The sequence below is a fragment of the Janthinobacterium sp. SUN100 genome (genome assembly GCF_030397705.1).
GTDB lineage: Bacteria > Pseudomonadota > Gammaproteobacteria > Burkholderiales > Burkholderiaceae_D > Janthinobacterium > Janthinobacterium kumbetense.
Window position 1 is genome coordinate 651,481 of the sequence record NZ_JAPUBU010000001.1, and the last position, 18,140, is coordinate 669,620.

Below are 18,140 nucleotides of genomic sequence, written 5' to 3' on the forward strand. Positions count from 1 at the left end.
GCAATTGGACGTTTTGTCCTACCCCTTGCTCGGATTTTCACTCGGTAGTTGCGGAGTTTTCCTACAGCTATCTATTGAATAGTCCTACTCCGGGCGTGAGACACCCGGGGTATGTTACGCGTTGGCCGAACTCGAAACTATATTGGAGACGATCATCATGTCCAGCACGCGCATACACAGCGGGGATGTACCCGCCGACTTTTCCCCTCACTCCCTGCGCGACGCAAGCGGGGCCGGCACGGTCGAATCGCATATCGACCCCGGTGAGATCGCCGTCGGCGTGATCATCGGCCGCGCTTCCGAATACTTTGACTTCTTTGTCTACGCCATCGCCTCGGTGCTGGTGTTTCCGCGCGTCTTCTTCCCGTTTGAAGAACGCCTGGAAGGGACTTTGTATGCCTTCCTGATTTTCTCGTTCGCCTTCATCGCCCGTCCGTTCGGCACCGTGATCTTCATGGAGATCCAGCGCCGCATGGGACGCAGCGCCAAGCTGACCTTCGCCCTCTTCCTGCTGGGCGTGTCGACGGCCGGCATCGCCTTCCTGCCCACGTATTCCCACCTGGGTTTTGCCGCCATCATCTGGCTGTCCGTGCTGCGCATCGGCCAGGGCGTGGCCTTGGGCGGTTCGTGGGATGGCTTGCCCTCGCTGCTGGCCCTGAACGCGCCGGAAAACAAGCGGGGATGGTACGCCATGCTGGGCCAGCTGGGCGCGCCCGCCGGCTTCCTGATCGCCGCCGGCCTGTTCTGGTTCATGCTGACCACCCTGACGGATGAAGACTTCCTCGATTGGGGCTGGCGTTATCCTTTCTATGTCGCCTTCGCCATCAACGTGGTCGCCCTGTTTGCCCGTCTGCGCCTGGTGTCGACGAATGAATATGCGCGCCTGCTCGACGAACGCGAACTGCAGCCCGTGAGCGTGTTTGAAATGAGCCGCGGCCAGGGCCGCAACGTGCTGATCGGCGCCCTCGCCGCGCTGGCCAGCTATGCGCTGTTCCACCTGGTGACCGTGTTCCCGCTGTCGTGGATTTCCGTCTACCAGACCCGCTCCGCGCCGGACTTCCTGCAAATCCAGATGCTGGGCGCCGTGCTGGCCGCCGTCGGCGTGGTGATTTCCGGCTTGCTGGCCGATAAAGTGGGCCGCCGCACCACCCTGGGCGTGCTGGCCGTGCTGATCGCCATCTTCAGCGCCTTCGTGCCGACCCTGATGGGTGGCGGCAATACGGGCCAGGACGTGTTCATCCTCGTGGGCTTCAGCCTGCTGGGCTTGTCCTATGGCCAGGCAGCCGGCGCCGTGACGGCCAACTTCCCTGCCCGCTTCCGCTATACGGGCGCGGCCCTGACGTCCGACCTGGCCTGGCTGGTCGGCGCCGGCTTCGCTCCGCTGGTGGCGCTGGGCCTGTCAGCCAACTTCGGTCTCGCCTATGTCAGCTTCTACCTGCTGTCGGGCGCCGTCGCCTCGCTGGCCGCCCTGAGCCTGAACCGGGCACTGGAAATCCGCGACTGACATATATATAGTGCGCAGTACGCACAGCACTGAAAAACGCCGGCTCCGTCCGGCGTTTTTTTCATCCCCGCGCCAGCTTGACGCCACGCTTCCTGGCCACGCTTACTGTATCGCCAGCTGCCGCCCGCCCGTGCCTTCCTTCTTCGGCAAGTCCAGCAACAGCACGCCATTTTCATAACGGGCCTGCGCACCGGCTTCGTCCACCTCATGCTGCAGCACGAAGCTGCGGTATTGCTGGCCGTACTCGCGTTCGCTGCGCACGACCTTGCCGCCGCCGTCGCGCGTCACCCTTTCATTCTTGAGTTCGGCGCTGATGGAGACGCGGTTGCCATCGATGGACACCTGGATATCGTCTTTATTCACGCCGGGAATGTCCGCCTGCAACAGATAGGCTTGCTCGGTTTCGGCAATGTCGACACGCATGCGCCCATTGCCCACGTCGCACACATGCAAGGCGGGCGCGAAAAAGTCGCGCATGAATTCTTCCATGTCGCTGAAGGGGTCGAAACGTCCCAGCGGGTGCTGCGGATCGCGGTGGATCAAATGATTGGCCATGATGTCCTCCTGCATGGGCTGGCTTGCACACGGCGGCCGCCTGCAAGAACGCCGCCACCTCCTGCATCTTAGGATGACAACAGCCAATCTCTTTGATCTGCCTCAATCGTGGCCAGCTTGATTTTCCCGCCACTTTGATCTGTGCGTTGCCTCGCCTTGCACAGGCGTGCGAGTCGGCAATTGGGCGCAAGACTGTTATGCTAGCGCACGCCATACTTGACCACCAGAAAACTTGCATTTCAATTAAAATTGATTCTTTCGCGACAGCCTTATACGGACATGATGAATACCAAGACACCGATCGATTCCTTCAGCTTTCGCCGCATCCTCGCCCGCAACGTCACCTTGCCGCTGGTCATCGGGGTCATCACGGCCCTCGTGTTTGTCGCCCTGATCGCCTACCTGCTGTCGGCCCTGCGCTCGGTCGAGCATTCCGAACGGGTGATCGGCAATGCGAACGAAGTCATGAAATTGTCCGTCGACCTGGAAACGGGCATGCGCGGCTACTTGCTGACGGGCGACGAAACGTTTTTGGCGCCGTATAAATCAGGCAAGGCAAAGATCGCCGTCGAAATGAACACGCTGCTGGAACTGGTGTCCGACAGCCCCATCCAGGTCGACCGGCTGCGCCGCATCCGCGCGCTGCAAGGCCAGTGGCTCGATTATGCCGAAGGCGTGATCGCCCAGCGCCGCAGCAACCAGGAATTCCTCGCGCGCGTGCGCCAGGGCGAAGGCAAGCTGGAATTTGACGAAATCCGCCGCGAATTCCTCGCCTTCCTGTCCATGGAGCAGCGGCTGCGCCAGGAACGGGCCGATACGGCCGAAAGCCGCACCATGCTGGCCGTGGTGGTCTTCCTCATCCTCAGCCTGGGATTGTCGGGCTTGCTCGCCTACCTGGGACGGCGCGAACTGCTGCGCCTGTCCGACATCTACAACGATGCGCTCGAGCAGCGCGGCAAGGATAACGACGTGCTGCAGGAGCAGGCGTGGCTGCGCACGGGGCAGACGGAATTGGCGGCCCACACGAGCGGCCAGCTGGGCCTGCCGCAACTGGGACGGCACGTGCTGGACTTCCTGGCCCACCGCCTTGACGTGGCCGTCGCCACCTTGTACGTCGTCGACGAGGATGGCAGCCTGCGCCGCACGGCCGTGTACGGCTTCAGCGACCAGGGCGTCAAGGACAAGCCCGTCTTCAAGCTGGGCGAAGGCCTGGTGGGCGAGACGGCGCGCGAAAAACGCCTCAAGCATGTGCAGCAAGTGCCCGAGAATTACCTGACCGTGACGTCGAGCCTGGGCCACGGCACGCCGCTGGAACTGGTCTTGACGCCCGTCAACAACGAAGGCGTCGTCAACGGCGTCATCGAACTGGGCTTCACGCATCCCGTCAGTGCCCGCGCCAAGGAATGGCTGAACCTGATTGCAGCGAATGTCGGCACCTCGCTGGAAGCGGCCCTGTACCGCCAGCGCCTGCAAAATGTGCTGGAAGAAACCCAACAATTGAATGAAGAACTGGAAGTGCAGCAGGAGGAATTGCGCACGGCCAATGAAGAGCTGGGCGAGCAGTCGCGCGTGCTGGAACAGTCGCAAGCCCACCTGGAAGAGCAAAAGGCGGCACTGGAACAGTCGAACGAGCAGCTGGCCGTGCAGGCGCTGTCGCTGGACCAGAAAAACATGGCCATCGGCGAAGCCCATGCACAGCTGGAAGCGCGCGCCGAAGAGCTGCAGCGGGCCAGCCGCTATAAATCCGAATTCCTGGCGAACATGTCGCACGAACTGCGCACGCCGTTGAACAGCTCACTCATCCTGTCAAAGCTGCTGTCGGACAACACCAGCGGCAACCTGACGCCGGAGCAAGTGACGTTTGCGCAAACCATTTATTCGGCCGGCAACGATTTGTTGACCCTCATCAACGATATCCTCGACATTTCCAAGGTCGAGGCGGGCAAGCTGGAATTGACGCCGGAAGCCGTGCCCTTCGACGAGCTGCTCAGCAGCATGAAGATGCTGTTCGGAGCCCAGGCGCAGCAAAAGAAACTCGCCTTAGACGTCAAGGTGGCGCCGGACGCCCCGCCATCGTTCGTCAGCGACCGCCAGCGCCTCGAGCAAATCCTGAAAAACCTGCTGTCGAACGCCATCAAGTTTACCGATACGGGTAGCGTGTCCCTGCACGTGAGCACCGCTGCGGCCGGCCAGGTGCGCTTCCAGGTGCAGGATACGGGCATCGGCATCGCCGGCGACCAGCAGCACAAGATTTTCGACGCCTTCCACCAGGCCGACGGCACCACCAGCCGCCGCTACGGCGGCACGGGCCTGGGCCTGTCGATTTCGCGCGACCTGGCAGCCTTGCTCGGTGGCAGCATCGAGCTGGCCAGCACGCCCGGCCAGGGCAGCACGTTTACCCTCGTGCTGCCGGCCGTCATGCCGGAACACGCGGCGGAAGCGGCCGCCGCGCCGCAGGCGCCCGCCAGAATCGCGGCCGCCGCGCCCAAGGCGGCGCCTGCCGCCAAGCCCGTGCCGCTGCCCACCTTCGAGGATGACAGGAATAGCGTGCCCGCAGCCAAGACGGGCCAGCGTTCCGTGCTGGTGATCGAGGATGAACCGTCGTTCGCGGGCATCCTGTTCGACCTCGCGCATGAAATGCAATACCGCTGCCTGGTGGCGCACGGTGCCGACGAAGGCTTGCGCCTGGCGCAAGAATTCCTGCCCGACGCCATCCTGCTCGACATGGGCTTGCCGGACCGTCCGGGCTTGCTGGTCTTGCAGCAGCTCAAGGAAAACCCGCTGACGCGCCACATTCCCGTGCACATCGTCTCCGGCAACGACCAGATGCAGGAAGCCATGCAATTGGGCGCCATCGGCTACGCCACCAAGCCGCGCACGCGCGAGCAGTTGAAGGAAGTGTTCCGCAAGCTCGAATCGAAGTTCACGCAAAAGATGAAGCGCATCCTGCTGGTCGAGGACGACGAACGCCAGCGCGAAAGCGTGGTCCACCTGATCAGTGACGACGACGTGGAAATCACGGCCGTGGCGCTGGGCGAGCAGGCGCTGGAATTGCTGAAAACACAGATTTTCGACTGCATGATCATCGACCTCAAGTTGCCCGATATCCAAGGCAACGAATTGCTCGAACGCATGGAACATGAAGAGCTATGCTCGTTCCCGCCCGTCATCGTCTACACGGGCCGCAACCTGAGCCGCGAGGAAGAAGCGGACCTGATGAAGTATTCGCGCTCCATCATCATCAAGGGCGCCCGTTCGCCCGAACGCCTGCTCGACGAAGTCACCCTCTTCCTGCACAAGGTGGAGTCGGAACTGTCGAGCGAGCGCCAGGGCATGCTGCAGCAGGTGCGCAGCCGCGAGCGCGTGTTTGAAGGGCGCAAGATTTTGCTGGTGGACGACGACGTGCGCAATATCTTTGCCCTGACGAATGCGCTGGAACAGAAAGGCGTGGTGGTGGAAATCGGCCGCAACGGCTTCGAAGCCATCAGCAAGCTCAACAGTGTGGACGATATCGACCTCGTGTTGATGGATGTCATGATGCCGGGCATGGATGGCCTGGAAGCGACGCGTCTGATCCGCGCCGATGGCCGCTACAACAAGCTGCCCATCATCGCCATCACGGCCAAGGCCATGAAAAATGACCAGGAAGAATGCCTGCAGGCGGGCGCATCCGATTACCTGGCCAAGCCGATAGACCTGGACCGTTTATATTCGCTGCTGCGCGTGTGGATGCCGAAGATGGAACGCATGTGATGACACGCCATGCCCGGGAGCGGCGCTGATGTCCCAGCGCACCACGGACGCGCAACTGCAGGCGCTGATGGAGGCAATCTATCAGCGCTACAGCTATGACTTCCGCGACTACTCTTTACCCTCGCAGCGGCGGCGCCTGCATCAGGCACTCGAACGCCTGCATTGCGCCGACTTGCCCGCCTTGCAGCAGCTGGTGCTGGACGATGCCGCCGCCTTTGGCAAGCTGCTGCAGATTTTGACCGTGCCCGTCACGCAAATGTTCCGCGACCCGGCGTTTTTCCGCGCCTTGCGCGAACAGGTGGTGCCCGTGCTGAAAACCTACCCGTCGCCGACCTTCTGGGTGGCCGGCTGCTGCACGGGCGAGGAAGCGCTGTCGCTGGCCATCGTGCTGCACGAGGAAGGCTTGCTCGAACGCAGCACGATTTACGCCACGGACATCAATCCGCAAGCGCTGGCCACGGCCGCGCGCGGCGTGTATCCGCTGCACCGGCTCGATGAGTATGGCGCCAACTACCTGGCCGCGGGCGGCCTGGGCCAGCTGGCCGACTACTACACGGCCGAGCATGCGACGGCGCGCTTCCAGCAGCGCCTGCTCGACAGGATCAACTTTGCCGACCACAGCCTGTCCACGGACAGTGTTTTTATTGAAACGCAATTGATTTGCTGCCGTAACGTGCTGATTTACTTCAACAAAACCTTGCAGGAGCGGGCCCTGGGCCTGTTCCACGACTCGCTGTGCCACCGGGGTTTCCTGGGCCTGGGCAGCAAGGAAAGCACGCATTTCACCCGCTTTGCCGCCGAATTCGAGCCATTGCCGGGTCCCGAAAAGCTCTACCGCAAGCGTGCGACGTCGCACGCCGCTTCCCACTACGCTGGACGGCAAAGCCATGCCAGGAATGAAACATGATGAATGAAACAAGCACCAAACTGCTGATCGTCGACGACTTGCCGGAAAACTTGCGCGCGCTCAATGCGCTGATACGCGAGAGCGACCGCAGCGTCTACCAGGCATCCTCGGGCGAAGAAGCGCTGGCCCTGCTGCTGGAACACGATTTCGCGCTGGCCATCCTCGACGTGCAAATGCCGGAAATGGATGGCTTTGAGCTGGCGCAATTGATGCGCGGCACGGAAAAGACGCGCCACATCCCCATCGTCTTCGTCACGGCGGCCGGCAAGGAAATGAATTTCGCCTTCCAGGGCTATGAAAGCGGCGCCGTCGATTTCCTGCACAAGCCGCTCGACATCAACGCCGTGCAAAGCAAGGTCAACGTCTTCGTCGCCCTGCACCAGCAACGCAGCGAAACGCGGCGCCAGGTGCAGGCGCTCGAGCACAGCCGCCAGCAGCAGGAAGCGCTGCTGAAGGAATTGCGCGCCACCCAGGCGGAACTGCAGCGCTCGCTGCGCTTGCGCGACGAATTCATGTCCATGGTGGCGCACGAGCTGCGCACGCCGCTGAACACGCTGTTCCTGGAAACGCAGATGCGCACCGTCAACCTGGAACGGGGCAACCTGGCCGCCTTCGAACCGGAAAAGCTGGGCAAGATGGTGGCGCGCGACGGGCGGCAAATCCGCAGCATGGTGCGCCTGATCGACGACATGCTCGACGTGTCGCGCATCACCAGCGGCAAGCTGTCGATCCGCCGCGAAGCCGTCGACCTGACCAGCCTGGTACGCCGCGTGGCGGACGACCTGGTCCCGTATGCGGCCGCCGCCGGCAGCGTGCTGGAAGTGCTGGCATTCGAACCCATCCAGGGTTACTGGGACGCCTTCCGCGTCGAGCAGATCGTTGTCAACCTGATCAGCAATGCCGTGCGCTACGGCCAGGGCCAGCCCGTGGAAATCAGCCTGGCGCACACGCAGAACAGCGCCGTCATCGAAGTGCGCGACCATGGCATCGGCATCAACGCGCGCGACCAGGAACGCATCTTCGACGCCTTCGAGCGCGTCATCCACCAGGACCGCACGGGCGGCCTGGGCCTGGGCCTGTTCATCACCAAGCAGCTGGTCGACGCGCACGGCGGCGCCATCACCCTGCAAAGCCAGCCCGGCAATGGCGCCCTGTTCAGCGTCACCCTGCCGCTGGCCGGCAGCTGAGGCCCGCATGAGCAACACTCCTGCCACCAGCAGCCAGGCCGGCGCCAGCGGCGTGGCCTTCCTGCTGCAACTGGAACGCCGGCTGCGCCTGCTGCAGGACACGGGCGAGATCCTCGCCCTGTCGGCCCAGCTGCTGGGCCAGCGCCTGGGCGCCCAGCAAGTGGCGTGTTTCGATATTGACCAGGCCCTGCAGTGCCCCACGCTGCAGCATGCGTGGAGCGACGGCCTGGCGCCGGGCGCCGCCGGCGAATATTTTCTCGGCGATTGCGCGGCAGGCCTGGCCGAGGCGCTTGCCGCCGGCCAGGCGCTGGCCGTCAGCGACGTGATGAATGACCCGCGCACGGCCCAGCCCGCCGCGCAAGCCACGTTTGCGCGCCTGGGCATCCGTGCCTTCCTGAACATTCCCATTGCCAAGGATGGCCGGCTGGCGGCCCTGTTCGTCGTGCACAGCCGCGCGGCCCGCCTGTGGCATGCGGACGAGATCGAACTGGCCGTGCAAGTGTCGGAGCGGGTCTGGTCGACCATTTTGCGGGCCCAGGCGGAATCGCGTTTGCGCGCCCTCAGTGCCAGCATGGAAACGCAAGTGGCCGAGCGCACGCGCGAATTCGGCCGCACCTGGAACGTCAGCCCCGACTTGCTGGGTGTGCTCAACCTCGACGGCTATTTCGAACACTCGAACCCCGCCTGGCAAGCCACCCTGGGCTGGTCGGCAGAGGAAATCCGCACGACGAAATTCCTCGAACTGATCCATCCCGAAGACTTGCCGCGCACCCATGCGGCCTGGGATGCAGCCAACCAGGGCCAGCCCGCCTTGCGCTTCGAAAACCGCTACCGCCACAAGCTGGGCGGCTGGCACTGGCTGTCGTGGGTGGCCGTGCCCGAAGGCGACAAGGTGTATTGCAGCGCGCGCGACATCACCGTGGAAAAGAAGCTGGAAGCGGACCTGGCCGCGCGCAACAGCGAGCGCGAGCGGCTATGGCGCAGCGCGCAAGACTTGATGGTGGCCATCGATGCCGAAGGCTGCTTTGCCGCCGTCAATCCGGCCGCTGGCGCCATCCTGGGCTGGTTGCCCGAGGAAATGCTGGGCCGCAGCATCTTCGACTTCGTGCTACCCGAGGATGCCGCCGCCACGCGCCAGGCCTTGCTGCAAGTGGGCAAGGAATCCATGCCCAGCTTTGAAAACCGCTACCGGCACCGCGACGGCGGCCACCGCTGGCTGTCGTGGGTGGCGGCAATCGAAGGCGACCTGGTGTTTGCCACGGGACGCCACGTCACCCTGGAAAAGGAAGCGCAGAATACCTTGCGCCGCATGCAGGAATCGTTGCGCCACAGCGAGATGGCCCTGCTGCAATCGCAAAAGCTCGAAGCGCTGGGCAAGCTGACGGGCGGCGTGGCCCACGACTTCAATAACGTGCTGCAAATTATCTCGGGCAATTTGCAATTGCTGCAGCTGGGCCTGGATAACGACCCGCTGGCCGCCAAGCGCATCGCCAGCGCCTCGGCCGCCGTGGAACGGGGCGCCAAGCTGTCGGCCCAGTTGCTGGCCTTTGCGCGGCGTCAACCATTGAAACCGCTGGTGACGGACCTGGCGCAACTGCTGCGCGCAACGGAAGAGCTGCTGCGGCGCGCCACCGGCGAAACCATCGAAACGCGTTTGCTGCTGGCCGACGACTGCTGGCGCGCCCTGGTCGATCCGCACCAGCTGGAAAACGTCATTCTCAACCTGGCCATCAACGCGCGCGACGCCATGGAAGGCGAGGGCCAGCTGACCATCGAACTCAGCAACAGCGTGCTGGGCAGCGACTACGCGGCGCGCCATGCGGACGTGGCGCCCGGCGACTACGTGCAGCTGGCCGTGTCGGACACGGGCACGGGCATTCCCGCAGAACTGCTGGACAAGATTTTCGAGCCGTTCTTCACGACCAAGAAAGAAGGCGAAGGCACGGGACTGGGTTTGAGCATGGCGTACGGCTTCCTGCGCCAGAGCGGCGGCCACCTGACGGTGGACAGTTTGCCTGGCCATGGCAGCACCTTCCGCATCTATCTGCCGCGCTCGCTCGAAGCGGAAACGGAACTGCCGCTGCAGCTGGGCGGCCCCGTGCTGGGCGGCAAGGAAACCATCCTCGTCGTGGAAGACGACGTGCAGGTGCAGACGACGGTGGTGGACATGTTGCGCGGCCTCGGCTATGCCGTGCTGCGCGCCAGCGATGGCGAAAGCGCGCTGGCCATCATCGGCAGCGGCGTGCCCATCGACCTGCTGTTTACGGACGTGGTGATGCCAGGCAAGGTGGCCAGCACGGCGCTGGCGCGCCAGGCCCGCGTGCTGCTGCCGCAGCTGGCCGTGCTGTTTACCTCGGGCTATACGCAGGACGCCATCATGCAGGGCGGGCGGCTGGAACCGGGCGTCGAATTGTTGAGCAAGCCCTACCGGCGCGAAGACCTGGCGCGGCGCATCCGCCACTTGCTGGCGAATGGCCGCCACGTGACGGCCCTGCACCAGTACCGCGCACAGCTGCCGCCGCAGCCTGCGCCGCCGCCGGCAGGCCGCCATATCCTTCTAGTGGAAGACAATGCGGACGCGCGCGCCATGACGGGCGACCTGCTGTCCATGCTGGGACACACGGTGCTGGCCGTGGGCACGGCCGAGGAAGCCTTGCCCCTGCTGGACACGCCGGGGCTGGACCTGCTGCTGACCGATATCAGTCTGCCCCGGATGTCGGGCGCCGAGCTGGCCGAACTGGCGGCGCGCGACCATCCGCGGCTGGAAGTGGTGTTTTCCACGGGCCACGCGCCGGCCAATTCCGGCGTGCTGGACCCGCAAGCGCGCTTCCTGGTGAAACCATTTACCGTCGAGCAACTGCAGCTAGCCTTGCTGCCGACAGGCTAGTAAACGTCGAGCCGGCGCGCCTTCAGTGCGCCGGCCAGCTCTTCCAGGCCAAACGGCTTGCGCAGGAAGCGCGCGCTGGCGTCCTGCATCAGGCTGGCGCCCCAATCGTGCCCGGAAGCAAATACCACGTCCAGCTGCGGCCAGTGCGCGCGCGCATGGCGCGCCAGTTCCAGGCCGGACATGGTGGGCAGGCTGATGTCCGTCACCAGCACGTCCAGGCCCGGCAAGGCCAGCAGGGGCAAGGCTTCCTCGGCGCTGGACACGCCGTGCACGGTGTGGCCCAGCATATTGAGCATTTCCGTCGTCATTTCGCGCGCATCGTCATTGTCTTCCACCAGCAGGATGCGCCGCCCGGACGGGTCGGGCGCGCCCACCAGGCGGCGGTCGGCCAGCACGTGGCGGATGCGCCGCGCCAGGTCTTCGCGCTGATAGGGTTTGCTCAACAATTCGACGCCCGGATCCAGCCGCCCGCCCTGCATGATGGCGTTGTGCGTGTAGCCCGACGTAAACAGGACGGCCAGTTCCGGCAGCAGCAGCCTGGCCTGCTGCGCCAGCTCCTTGCTGCTGACGGGGCCCGGCATGACGACGTCCGTAAACAGCAGGTCGATGGCCACGCCCGTGCCCAGCAGGGCCAGGGCCGAGGCGCCGTCATCCGCATGCAGCACGTCGTAACCGAGGCCGCGCAGCATGTCGACCACCGTATGTTGCACCGGGGCATCATCCTCCACCACGAGGATGGTCTCGCTGCCGCCCAGCACGGGGCCCGTCAGGCCCGGCGGCGGCTCGGCCAGCGTTTCCAGCGAACGGGGCAGATAGATCTTGAACGTCGTGCCGGCGCCCGGCGCGCTGTGCACCTTGATGTGGCCCGCGCTCTGGCGGATGAAGCCGTACGCCATGGACAGGCCCAGGCCCGTGCCCTCGCCTTCGCGCTTGGTGGTGAAGAAGGGCTCGAAAATCTGGTCGATCACGTCGCGCGTCATGCCGTGGCCCGTGTCGGTGATGGTCAGCAGCACGTATTGCCCTTCCAGCACGTCGGCATGCCGGCTGGCGTAGTCCGCATCGAGCGTGACGTTGCTCAAGGTAAAAGTGAGGCGCCCGCCCTTGTCCATCGCATCGCGCGCGTTGATGGCCATGTTCAGCAGTACGTTTTCCATCTGGTTCGGGTCGACCAGGGTATGCCACAAGCCTTCGCTGATGAAGGTTTCCTCGGCAATCGCTTCGCCCAGGGCACGGCGGATCAGCTCATGCATGCGGCGCAGCAAGCGTCCCAGGTCCGTCACCAGCGGCCGCAAAGGTTGACGCCGCGCAAAGGCCAGCAGTTGCGACGACAGCTTGGCGCCCCGCTCGACGGCCGAAGCGGCCGAAGCGAGGCGCCTGGCCGCCTGCGGATTGTCGGCCACCGTCAGCTTCAGCAACTGCAGATTGCCCGAGATAATTTGCAGCACGTTATTGAAATCGTGGGCCACGCCGCCCGTCAGCTTGCCGATCGATTCCAGCTTCTGTGCCTGCAATAAAGCTTGCTCGCTGCGCACCAGTGCCAGCCGCGCCTCCTTCTCGTCCGTGACATCGCGGCCGATGGCATGGATCAGCTTTTGCGCCGGCACGGCCGTCCAGGAAATCCAGCGGTAGCCGCCATCGCGGCGCCGGTAGCGGTTTTCCATGCGCAAGGTGGGCGCGCCATGGGCCAGGCGCGACAAGTCCTTCAAGGCCGCCATGCGGTCGTCGGGATGCACGAGGCTGATGAAATCCATGCCCAGCGACTCGATTTCCGGCCGGTCGAGGATCTTGCTCCAGGCGGGATTGACGGCGATGATCATGCCGGCCAGGTCCGCCACCAGCATGATATCGGTCGACAGCCGCCACATGCGGTCGCGGTCTGCCGTGCGGTTGGCCATTTCCACTTCCAGCGAGGAATTCAGATAGGCCATCTTTTCCAGCACGTTCTTCTGTTCCTGCACGTCCGTATTCGTGCCCACCCAGCGCAGCACCGTGCCCGCCTCGTCGAACAGGGGCAAGGCGCGCGCCAGGAACCAGCGGTAGGCGCCGTCGCTGGCGCGGCGCATGCGGAATTCGTGTTCGTAGGCGCTGGCGGTGGCGACGGCCCGTTCCCAGCTCTTTTGCGTGGCCTGCACGTCGTCCGGATGCACGCAGTGGCGAAAACCGCTGGTGACGAGCGACTTCAGCGACTGTCCCGTGTATTCGCAGACCTGCTCGTTGACCCAGTAGGTGGCGCCGCTGCCATGCGCCAGCCAGGCCTGGTTGGGCATGGTGGAAGCGAGCGAACGGAACTGCGCTTCGCTGTCGAGCAAGGCGTTGCGCGCCTGCCAGTGTTCATCGATATCCTCGCACGAGCCATACCATTTCGCGGGTTGGCCGCGCTCGTCTTGCCGGCAGTAGGCCCGCGAGTGCATCCAGCGGTAGCGGCCGTCTTGCCGGCGCACGCGCATTTCCTGGTCGAAAGGCTGGCCGCTGCCCACGGCTTCGCTCCAGGCCGCCAGGGAATGGGGCACGTCCTCGGGGTGGATGGCGTCCAGCCAGCTGGTGCCCAGGCCGCTGCCGCCCGTCCATTCGCGCCAGCGCTGCGCCACATAATCGAGCTTGCCGTCGACGTCGGCCGTCCACAGCACTTGCGTGTTCAGTTCTATGGCGTAATGAAAATGTTCGCGACTGTCGTGCAGCGATTGTTCCAGCTGGCCCCGCTCGATGACATGCGCGGCCACGCGCGCGGCCAGCGCCAGCAATTCGGTCTCGGGTTGCGTGGGATGGCATGGCGCCTGGAAAAACAGGCCCAGCACGCCCAGGATATGTCCCTTGGCGCCAAAGACGGGGGCGACCCAGCAGGCACGGTAGCCGTGCAGCATGGCTTCCTTGCGCCCGGCGCTCCAGTTCACGTCACGCGTGATGTCGCCGCAATACACGGGCGCGCCGGAAAAGGCCGCCGTGCCGAACGGGGATGGCTGGTCGCCGCCGTGGCGCAGGGCCAGGCACAGGTCTTGCGGCAGGCTGGGCGCGGACAGGCCGCAAAAGCGGTCGGCTTCGTCGATGAGCACGAGGCAGGCATGCGCGCCGCCCTCGGCCAGGTCTTGCAGCGCCAGCAACAAATGCTCCAATGCATGAGCCAGGTCGGCGCCGGCCGCGATGCTGCCCAGCGCAGTGTGCTCGGCGTCCAGCAAGGAAAGAATGTTGTTTGCGTGCACCGTGTCGATAAGGGGAAAACTGATGCCCGAAATATACCATGGGGCACCCCTCTTGCAGGAGGAAAACAGCGCACCGCTTGATCTCTGCACCCACGTGGGCCTATGCTAAAGTGTTGCTCTCTTCTCAAGCGAATTCCAGCATGCCTACCTCCTTGCCCTCCTCCCTGATCGCCACCGCCCTGCTCGCCTCCGCCCACGGCGCCGTCGCCGCCCCCATGAGCCTGGACGACTACCTGGCCCTGAACGGCCCTCCGCCCACGGCGCAGATCGCGTATGGCTCCGCGCCGTCGCAATACGCGCAGCTGTTCCGGCCCGACGGCAGCGGACCGTTTCCCGTCGTCGTGCTCGTGCATGGCGGCTGCTGGACGGTGGCCTTCGGCGGCATCCAGCAGATGCGCAACGTGGCCGGCGCCCTCGTCGCGCATGGCATCGCCGTGTGGAATGTCGAGTACCGCCGCGTGGACGAGCCGGGCGGCGGCTATCCGGGCACCTATGAAGACATGCACGCAGCGCTCGACAGCCTGCAACAGCACGCGCCCCAGTACCAGATCGACACGAGCCGCATCCTCGCCATGGGCCACTCGGCCGGCGGCCAGCTGGTGCAGTGGATCGCAGGCAGGGAAAAGCTGCCCAAGACCAGCCCCCTGTATCGCGACCAGTTCCTGCCAGTGAAAAATATCGTCAGCCTGGGCGGCCTGGCCGACCTGCGCCATGAAAAAGAATTGATCAAGACCAGCTGCGAGCGCGACATCGCCCAGCTGGCAGGCAGCGCCAGCACCGAGCGCCCCGACATCTACAGCGACACCAACGCAGCCGACCTGATGCCCAACGGCAGCCGCACCGTCCTGATCACAGGCGAGCTCGACACCATCTCCCCACCCAGAGTCGCGCACGACTATGCAGCCAAGGCAATCAAGGCCGGCGACCATGCGGAAGTACTGATCTTGCCCGGTGCCAGTCATTATGACGAGATTGCGGCGACGTCGAATGCTTGGGGGATGATATTGCCGGTGGTGCGGGGGATGTTGGGTATGGAGAGCGACAAGAGCCAATAAGGCAAGCGATCAATGGATGCGAATACACAGTTTTCAGACCGGGTAATGAAGGTGAACCATGCGGGAGAGCAAGGTGCCATCGGCATTTATACGGGCCAGATCCTCATGGCACGTTGGACGGCAAGCCATATCGTGCAGGAACTGCGCGCCTTCAGGGCGCATGAGCGGGAGCACAGGACAATATTTCACGACGTTCTCAAGCGCCGTGGCTTGCCGCGCTGCCGCAGCTATTACCTGTGTGCGGCCGGAGGCTATGCGCTGGGCATCGTCACGGGACTGTGCGGAGCGCGCGCGATCTCGCTGACCACCGTGGCCGTCGAGCGGGTGGTCCTCCAACATCTGCGGCACCAACTCACCATGTTGAGCGAGGACGATGACGCGGTACACGCCATTGCAGCGATACTCAGGGACGAGCAGGAACATCACGACCAGGCATCGATCTACACGCAAGGCAGCGGGATGTTCGGACGCATGCTGAGCGCTGTGGTGTCCGGCGCCACGGAATCGGTGATCTGGCTGGGGATGCGCCTTTAAGCATCACGAAACACGACGATCTGCACCAGTATCAATACTTATGATATCGAGGGCCACAAGATCGCGTTGTATTTACAGGTCTGCGTGCCTGGTGGATTGGCGAGGGAACGCATGCTCAATGAAGGCCGCGAATCTGCCGGCTGAGATTATCCGTTTCTCATTTCAACTGATACTATTGGCCCGGGCGGCAAGCGGCCAGAAGCGGTCATGCGAGTTGTATTCTAAAACCAAAGCCTTGCAAGGAAACACTTGGATTTCACAGAACTTGCTTTTAAGAGGATCGATGGATCCTGGATAAGGACACTCGACTACGTCGATTGGGCAAATGAGTTGCTGGAAAGCGGTTGTGATGCGCCTAGCATTTGGGAACTCGCTGTGTGCCGCTGGGACGACTACGTCGATTCGGATCAAGTTGAACGATTATTTCAGTCATGCATAAACGAACTAAGATTGGAACTCCCGAGTGACTGGTACAGCGCTCTACGTACTTATTCGAGTAGCATTTGTCAAAAGATGCTTCAAGGCTTACTTTTGCCTTGGGTATGCGTGCAAGAAATGCTAACAATTTCTGATGATTACAATGAGCCTTATATCCACTGGATCTGGCTGGATCTCGTAGACGACCTCGATCCAGCAAAAGCTCAAACCGGCTGCATAAAATTTAACGGAGCGCTTGACCTAAATAAACCCGAAGAGTGCATCCAGACAGTCGCTCAGCAATTCGTTTTCCTCTGTTCTGTATCTCTACCTGAAAGATTTCCGTGGATATGGCGCTGCGAAATGTGCCAGGCACTTAGCGAGGAAAACACATTTACGCAAACCAAGACATGCACCTGTACTCGCTGTGGGGGCATCGCCACAATGAAAAATATGCGATTTTTCGAAAATCGAGACGCATTGGTGAAAAGTCTCGACAGCGGCGAAAAGGCCGACGCAAAATGTTGAGCTGTGTCCGCTGTGGGGCGGAACTTGGCAACGACGGCAACCGGCCAGCAGCGGACCGTGACCTATCAAGTTAAAATATGGAAATTCATTTCAATGATAAATTCGACGAAGGGCAATACGACCGCATCATTGCTGTTGGCGGTGATGGGGCTGCTACTGCCGTTGCCACAAGCGTTGCCATTTTCGATAATGAAGGTCTACGAACCCGAGTGAACGTGCTATCCAGCGCAGGAGCCTCATGCTTCCAAGAAGTTCGATGTGTAGGCAGCCTCGTATTTATCGGCTTTGGTCAATATGTATTTATTTTAGATATGAAGGCCGGTACGGCAGTTAGCCATCGGCTTGATGGTTATTTTTGCCATATGTACGATGGTGGCGATTTCGAAAATCTACCCACAAAATTTTCAGTGCTCATTACCTCCGCCTCTGAGGCGCTAGCGTTCTCGAGGACAGGTGAGTTGCTTTGGGTGCGGAAAAATCTCGGCATTGACGGAGTGTTATTGCATGCCGCAAACTCTAGACAATTCGACGGCGAGGGCGAGTGGGACCCTCCTGATGGATGGCGCAAATTCTCAGTGTTGGCGGATTCGGGCACCGTCCTATAATGGCCACAAGCGGTCGTTGATCATGAGTAGATCGTTGTACGGTAACGTTAATCATAGCGTGCGAAATAGGATGTATATGCCAATCAAAGCTAGACCATTTGGCTGCCGAGAACAATTCGAATGGGGGGCGGACATTCATTCAGTTACCTACAATGGACAATTGGTAATACGTGTCGTCCGCAACCATCACAAGGACGATGGAATCGAGGTCACATTTGCTCAGGTGAACGGCTTCAGGCTCTTGGATGAAGTGCCGCTCGCCGAGTACTGGACCGATGAGGACTTTCCTTCTGGGTATCCGGTCCTTGAGGTATTCGATGGCGGATGGGCGATGGAAGAAGATAGGCGGCTTGGCTATAAGCAGAAGCAGCGAGAGTGGATCATTGTCACAGCTGGGACATGTGTCAGCGTTTTCTCAGAACACGAACCAATGATTCGCGACGCAGCCGGTCCCGCCGAGACCTAGCCGTTGATACAAGCTACGCACCTTCAGCTGGCAAGTATTTTGTCAACCGTCTATATATTCGCCACGGGGCGGAAGCAGCCAAAGACGGCAACCGGCCAGAAGCATACAAAAAACCACAGGAAGATCCATGAAGATCAAACCCTTCCCTATGAAATCCTTGTTTTTGGCGCCGCTGTCGAGTATCCCGGCAGTCACATTGGCAGGTATCGGAAGCTCCGATGCAGGTATCGCGTCTGATGTCGGGGTCGGACTTCTTTTTTCCGTACTACTCGCTGTTCCGATGTCATTTGCTGGTTTGGCACTGGTGGGCCTGCCATTGCTCATACTCCTGCGCAAATATGATTCTCCGCTGCTGCTGGCCACCTGTATTGCCGGGTGCGGTGTGCCCTACATAATGTTTCTGGATGCACCGACTCGCACAGCGCTAGGTGCAATCGCTGCTGGTCTTACCGTCGGCATTACAGCCTATCTCCTTCGTCCAGTTGTACGGAACAATGAACTGGACGACCGTTCGAACCCTCATCAAATTTAAGTATCAATGTCCG

Annotated in this window: 13 protein-coding genes; 11 read left to right on the top strand and 2 right to left on the bottom strand. The window is 62.2% G+C overall.

Features of this window, described 5'->3' with window-relative positions:
* Nucleotides 1-157: 157 nt before the first annotated feature.
* Nucleotides 158-1,504, top strand: a complete 1,347-nt coding sequence (locus O0881_RS02730; protein ID WP_099667920.1) for an MFS transporter — start codon at nucleotides 158-160, stop codon at nucleotides 1,502-1,504.
* A 102-nt stretch (nucleotides 1,505-1,606) separates the two neighbouring features.
* On the opposite strand, the gene O0881_RS02735 is transcribed toward O0881_RS02730, so the two are convergent.
* The gene (locus O0881_RS02735; RefSeq protein WP_289910022.1) at nucleotides 1,607-2,059 is read right to left on the bottom strand and encodes an Hsp20/alpha crystallin family protein; all 453 of its coding nucleotides are present in this window, start codon (nucleotides 2,057-2,059) and stop codon (nucleotides 1,607-1,609) included.
* 282 nt (nucleotides 2,060-2,341) lie between these two features.
* On the opposite strand from O0881_RS02735, the gene O0881_RS02740 reads away from it, so the two are divergent.
* From O0881_RS02740 to O0881_RS02755, 4 genes are read left to right on the top strand one after another with little or no spacing between them, the layout of a single operon-like run.
* A complete protein-coding gene (locus O0881_RS02740; protein ID WP_289911442.1) occupies nucleotides 2,342-5,812 on the top strand; it encodes a response regulator in 3,471 nt (1,156 codons plus the stop codon).
* Nucleotides 5,813-5,840: 28 nt separating this feature from the next.
* Nucleotides 5,841-6,719 carry a CheR family methyltransferase gene (locus tag O0881_RS02745; RefSeq protein WP_289910023.1) on the top strand — a complete coding sequence of 293 codons (879 nt, stop codon included), beginning with the start codon at nucleotides 5,841-5,843 and terminating at the stop codon, nucleotides 6,717-6,719.
* Nucleotides 6,716-7,906, top strand: coding sequence for a hybrid sensor histidine kinase/response regulator (locus O0881_RS02750; RefSeq protein ID WP_251348651.1), 1,191 nt, complete (start codon nucleotides 6,716-6,718; stop codon nucleotides 7,904-7,906). The genes O0881_RS02745 and O0881_RS02750 overlap by 4 nt, the downstream gene beginning before the upstream one ends.
* A 7-nt stretch (nucleotides 7,907-7,913) precedes the next feature.
* Nucleotides 7,914-10,793: a PAS domain S-box protein gene (locus tag O0881_RS02755; RefSeq protein WP_289910024.1), complete on the top strand. Its 2,880-nt coding sequence runs from the start codon at nucleotides 7,914-7,916 to the stop codon at nucleotides 10,791-10,793.
* On the opposite strand, the gene O0881_RS02760 is transcribed toward O0881_RS02755, so the two are convergent.
* Nucleotides 10,790-13,990, bottom strand: a complete 3,201-nt coding sequence (locus O0881_RS02760; protein WP_257219020.1) for a PAS domain-containing protein — start codon at nucleotides 13,988-13,990, stop codon at nucleotides 10,790-10,792. The two genes, O0881_RS02755 and O0881_RS02760, sit on opposite strands and share 4 nt — an antisense overlap.
* Nucleotides 13,991-14,130: 140 nt before the next feature.
* Between O0881_RS02760 and O0881_RS02765 the strand changes: the two genes are divergently transcribed.
* The 6 genes from O0881_RS02765 to O0881_RS02790 all read left to right on the top strand — a co-directional run bounded on the left by O0881_RS02765 (nucleotide 14,131) and on the right by O0881_RS02790 (nucleotide 18,127).
* Entirely contained in the window at nucleotides 14,131-15,045 is a 915-nt protein-coding gene (locus O0881_RS02765; RefSeq protein WP_289910025.1) for an alpha/beta hydrolase, read from the top strand.
* 12 nt (nucleotides 15,046-15,057) lie between these two features.
* The gene (locus O0881_RS02770) at nucleotides 15,058-15,579 is read left to right on the top strand and encodes a demethoxyubiquinone hydroxylase family protein (RefSeq protein ID WP_289910026.1); all 522 of its coding nucleotides are present in this window, start codon (nucleotides 15,058-15,060) and stop codon (nucleotides 15,577-15,579) included.
* Nucleotides 15,580-15,828: 249 nt separating this feature from the next.
* Nucleotides 15,829-16,524 (top strand): hypothetical protein, encoded by a 696-nt coding sequence (locus O0881_RS02775; RefSeq protein WP_289904911.1) that lies wholly within the window; start codon nucleotides 15,829-15,831, stop codon nucleotides 16,522-16,524.
* A gap of 77 nt (nucleotides 16,525-16,601) precedes the next feature.
* Nucleotides 16,602-17,129: a hypothetical protein gene (locus O0881_RS02780; RefSeq protein WP_289910027.1), complete on the top strand. Its 528-nt coding sequence runs from the start codon at nucleotides 16,602-16,604 to the stop codon at nucleotides 17,127-17,129.
* Between the two features lie 76 nt (nucleotides 17,130-17,205).
* Entirely contained in the window at nucleotides 17,206-17,595 is a 390-nt protein-coding gene (locus tag O0881_RS02785) for a hypothetical protein (RefSeq protein WP_289910028.1), read from the top strand.
* A gap of 127 nt (nucleotides 17,596-17,722) precedes the next feature.
* Nucleotides 17,723-18,127, top strand: coding sequence for a hypothetical protein (locus tag O0881_RS02790; RefSeq protein ID WP_289910029.1), 405 nt, complete (start codon nucleotides 17,723-17,725; stop codon nucleotides 18,125-18,127).
* Nucleotides 18,128-18,140 lie beyond the last annotated feature (13 nt).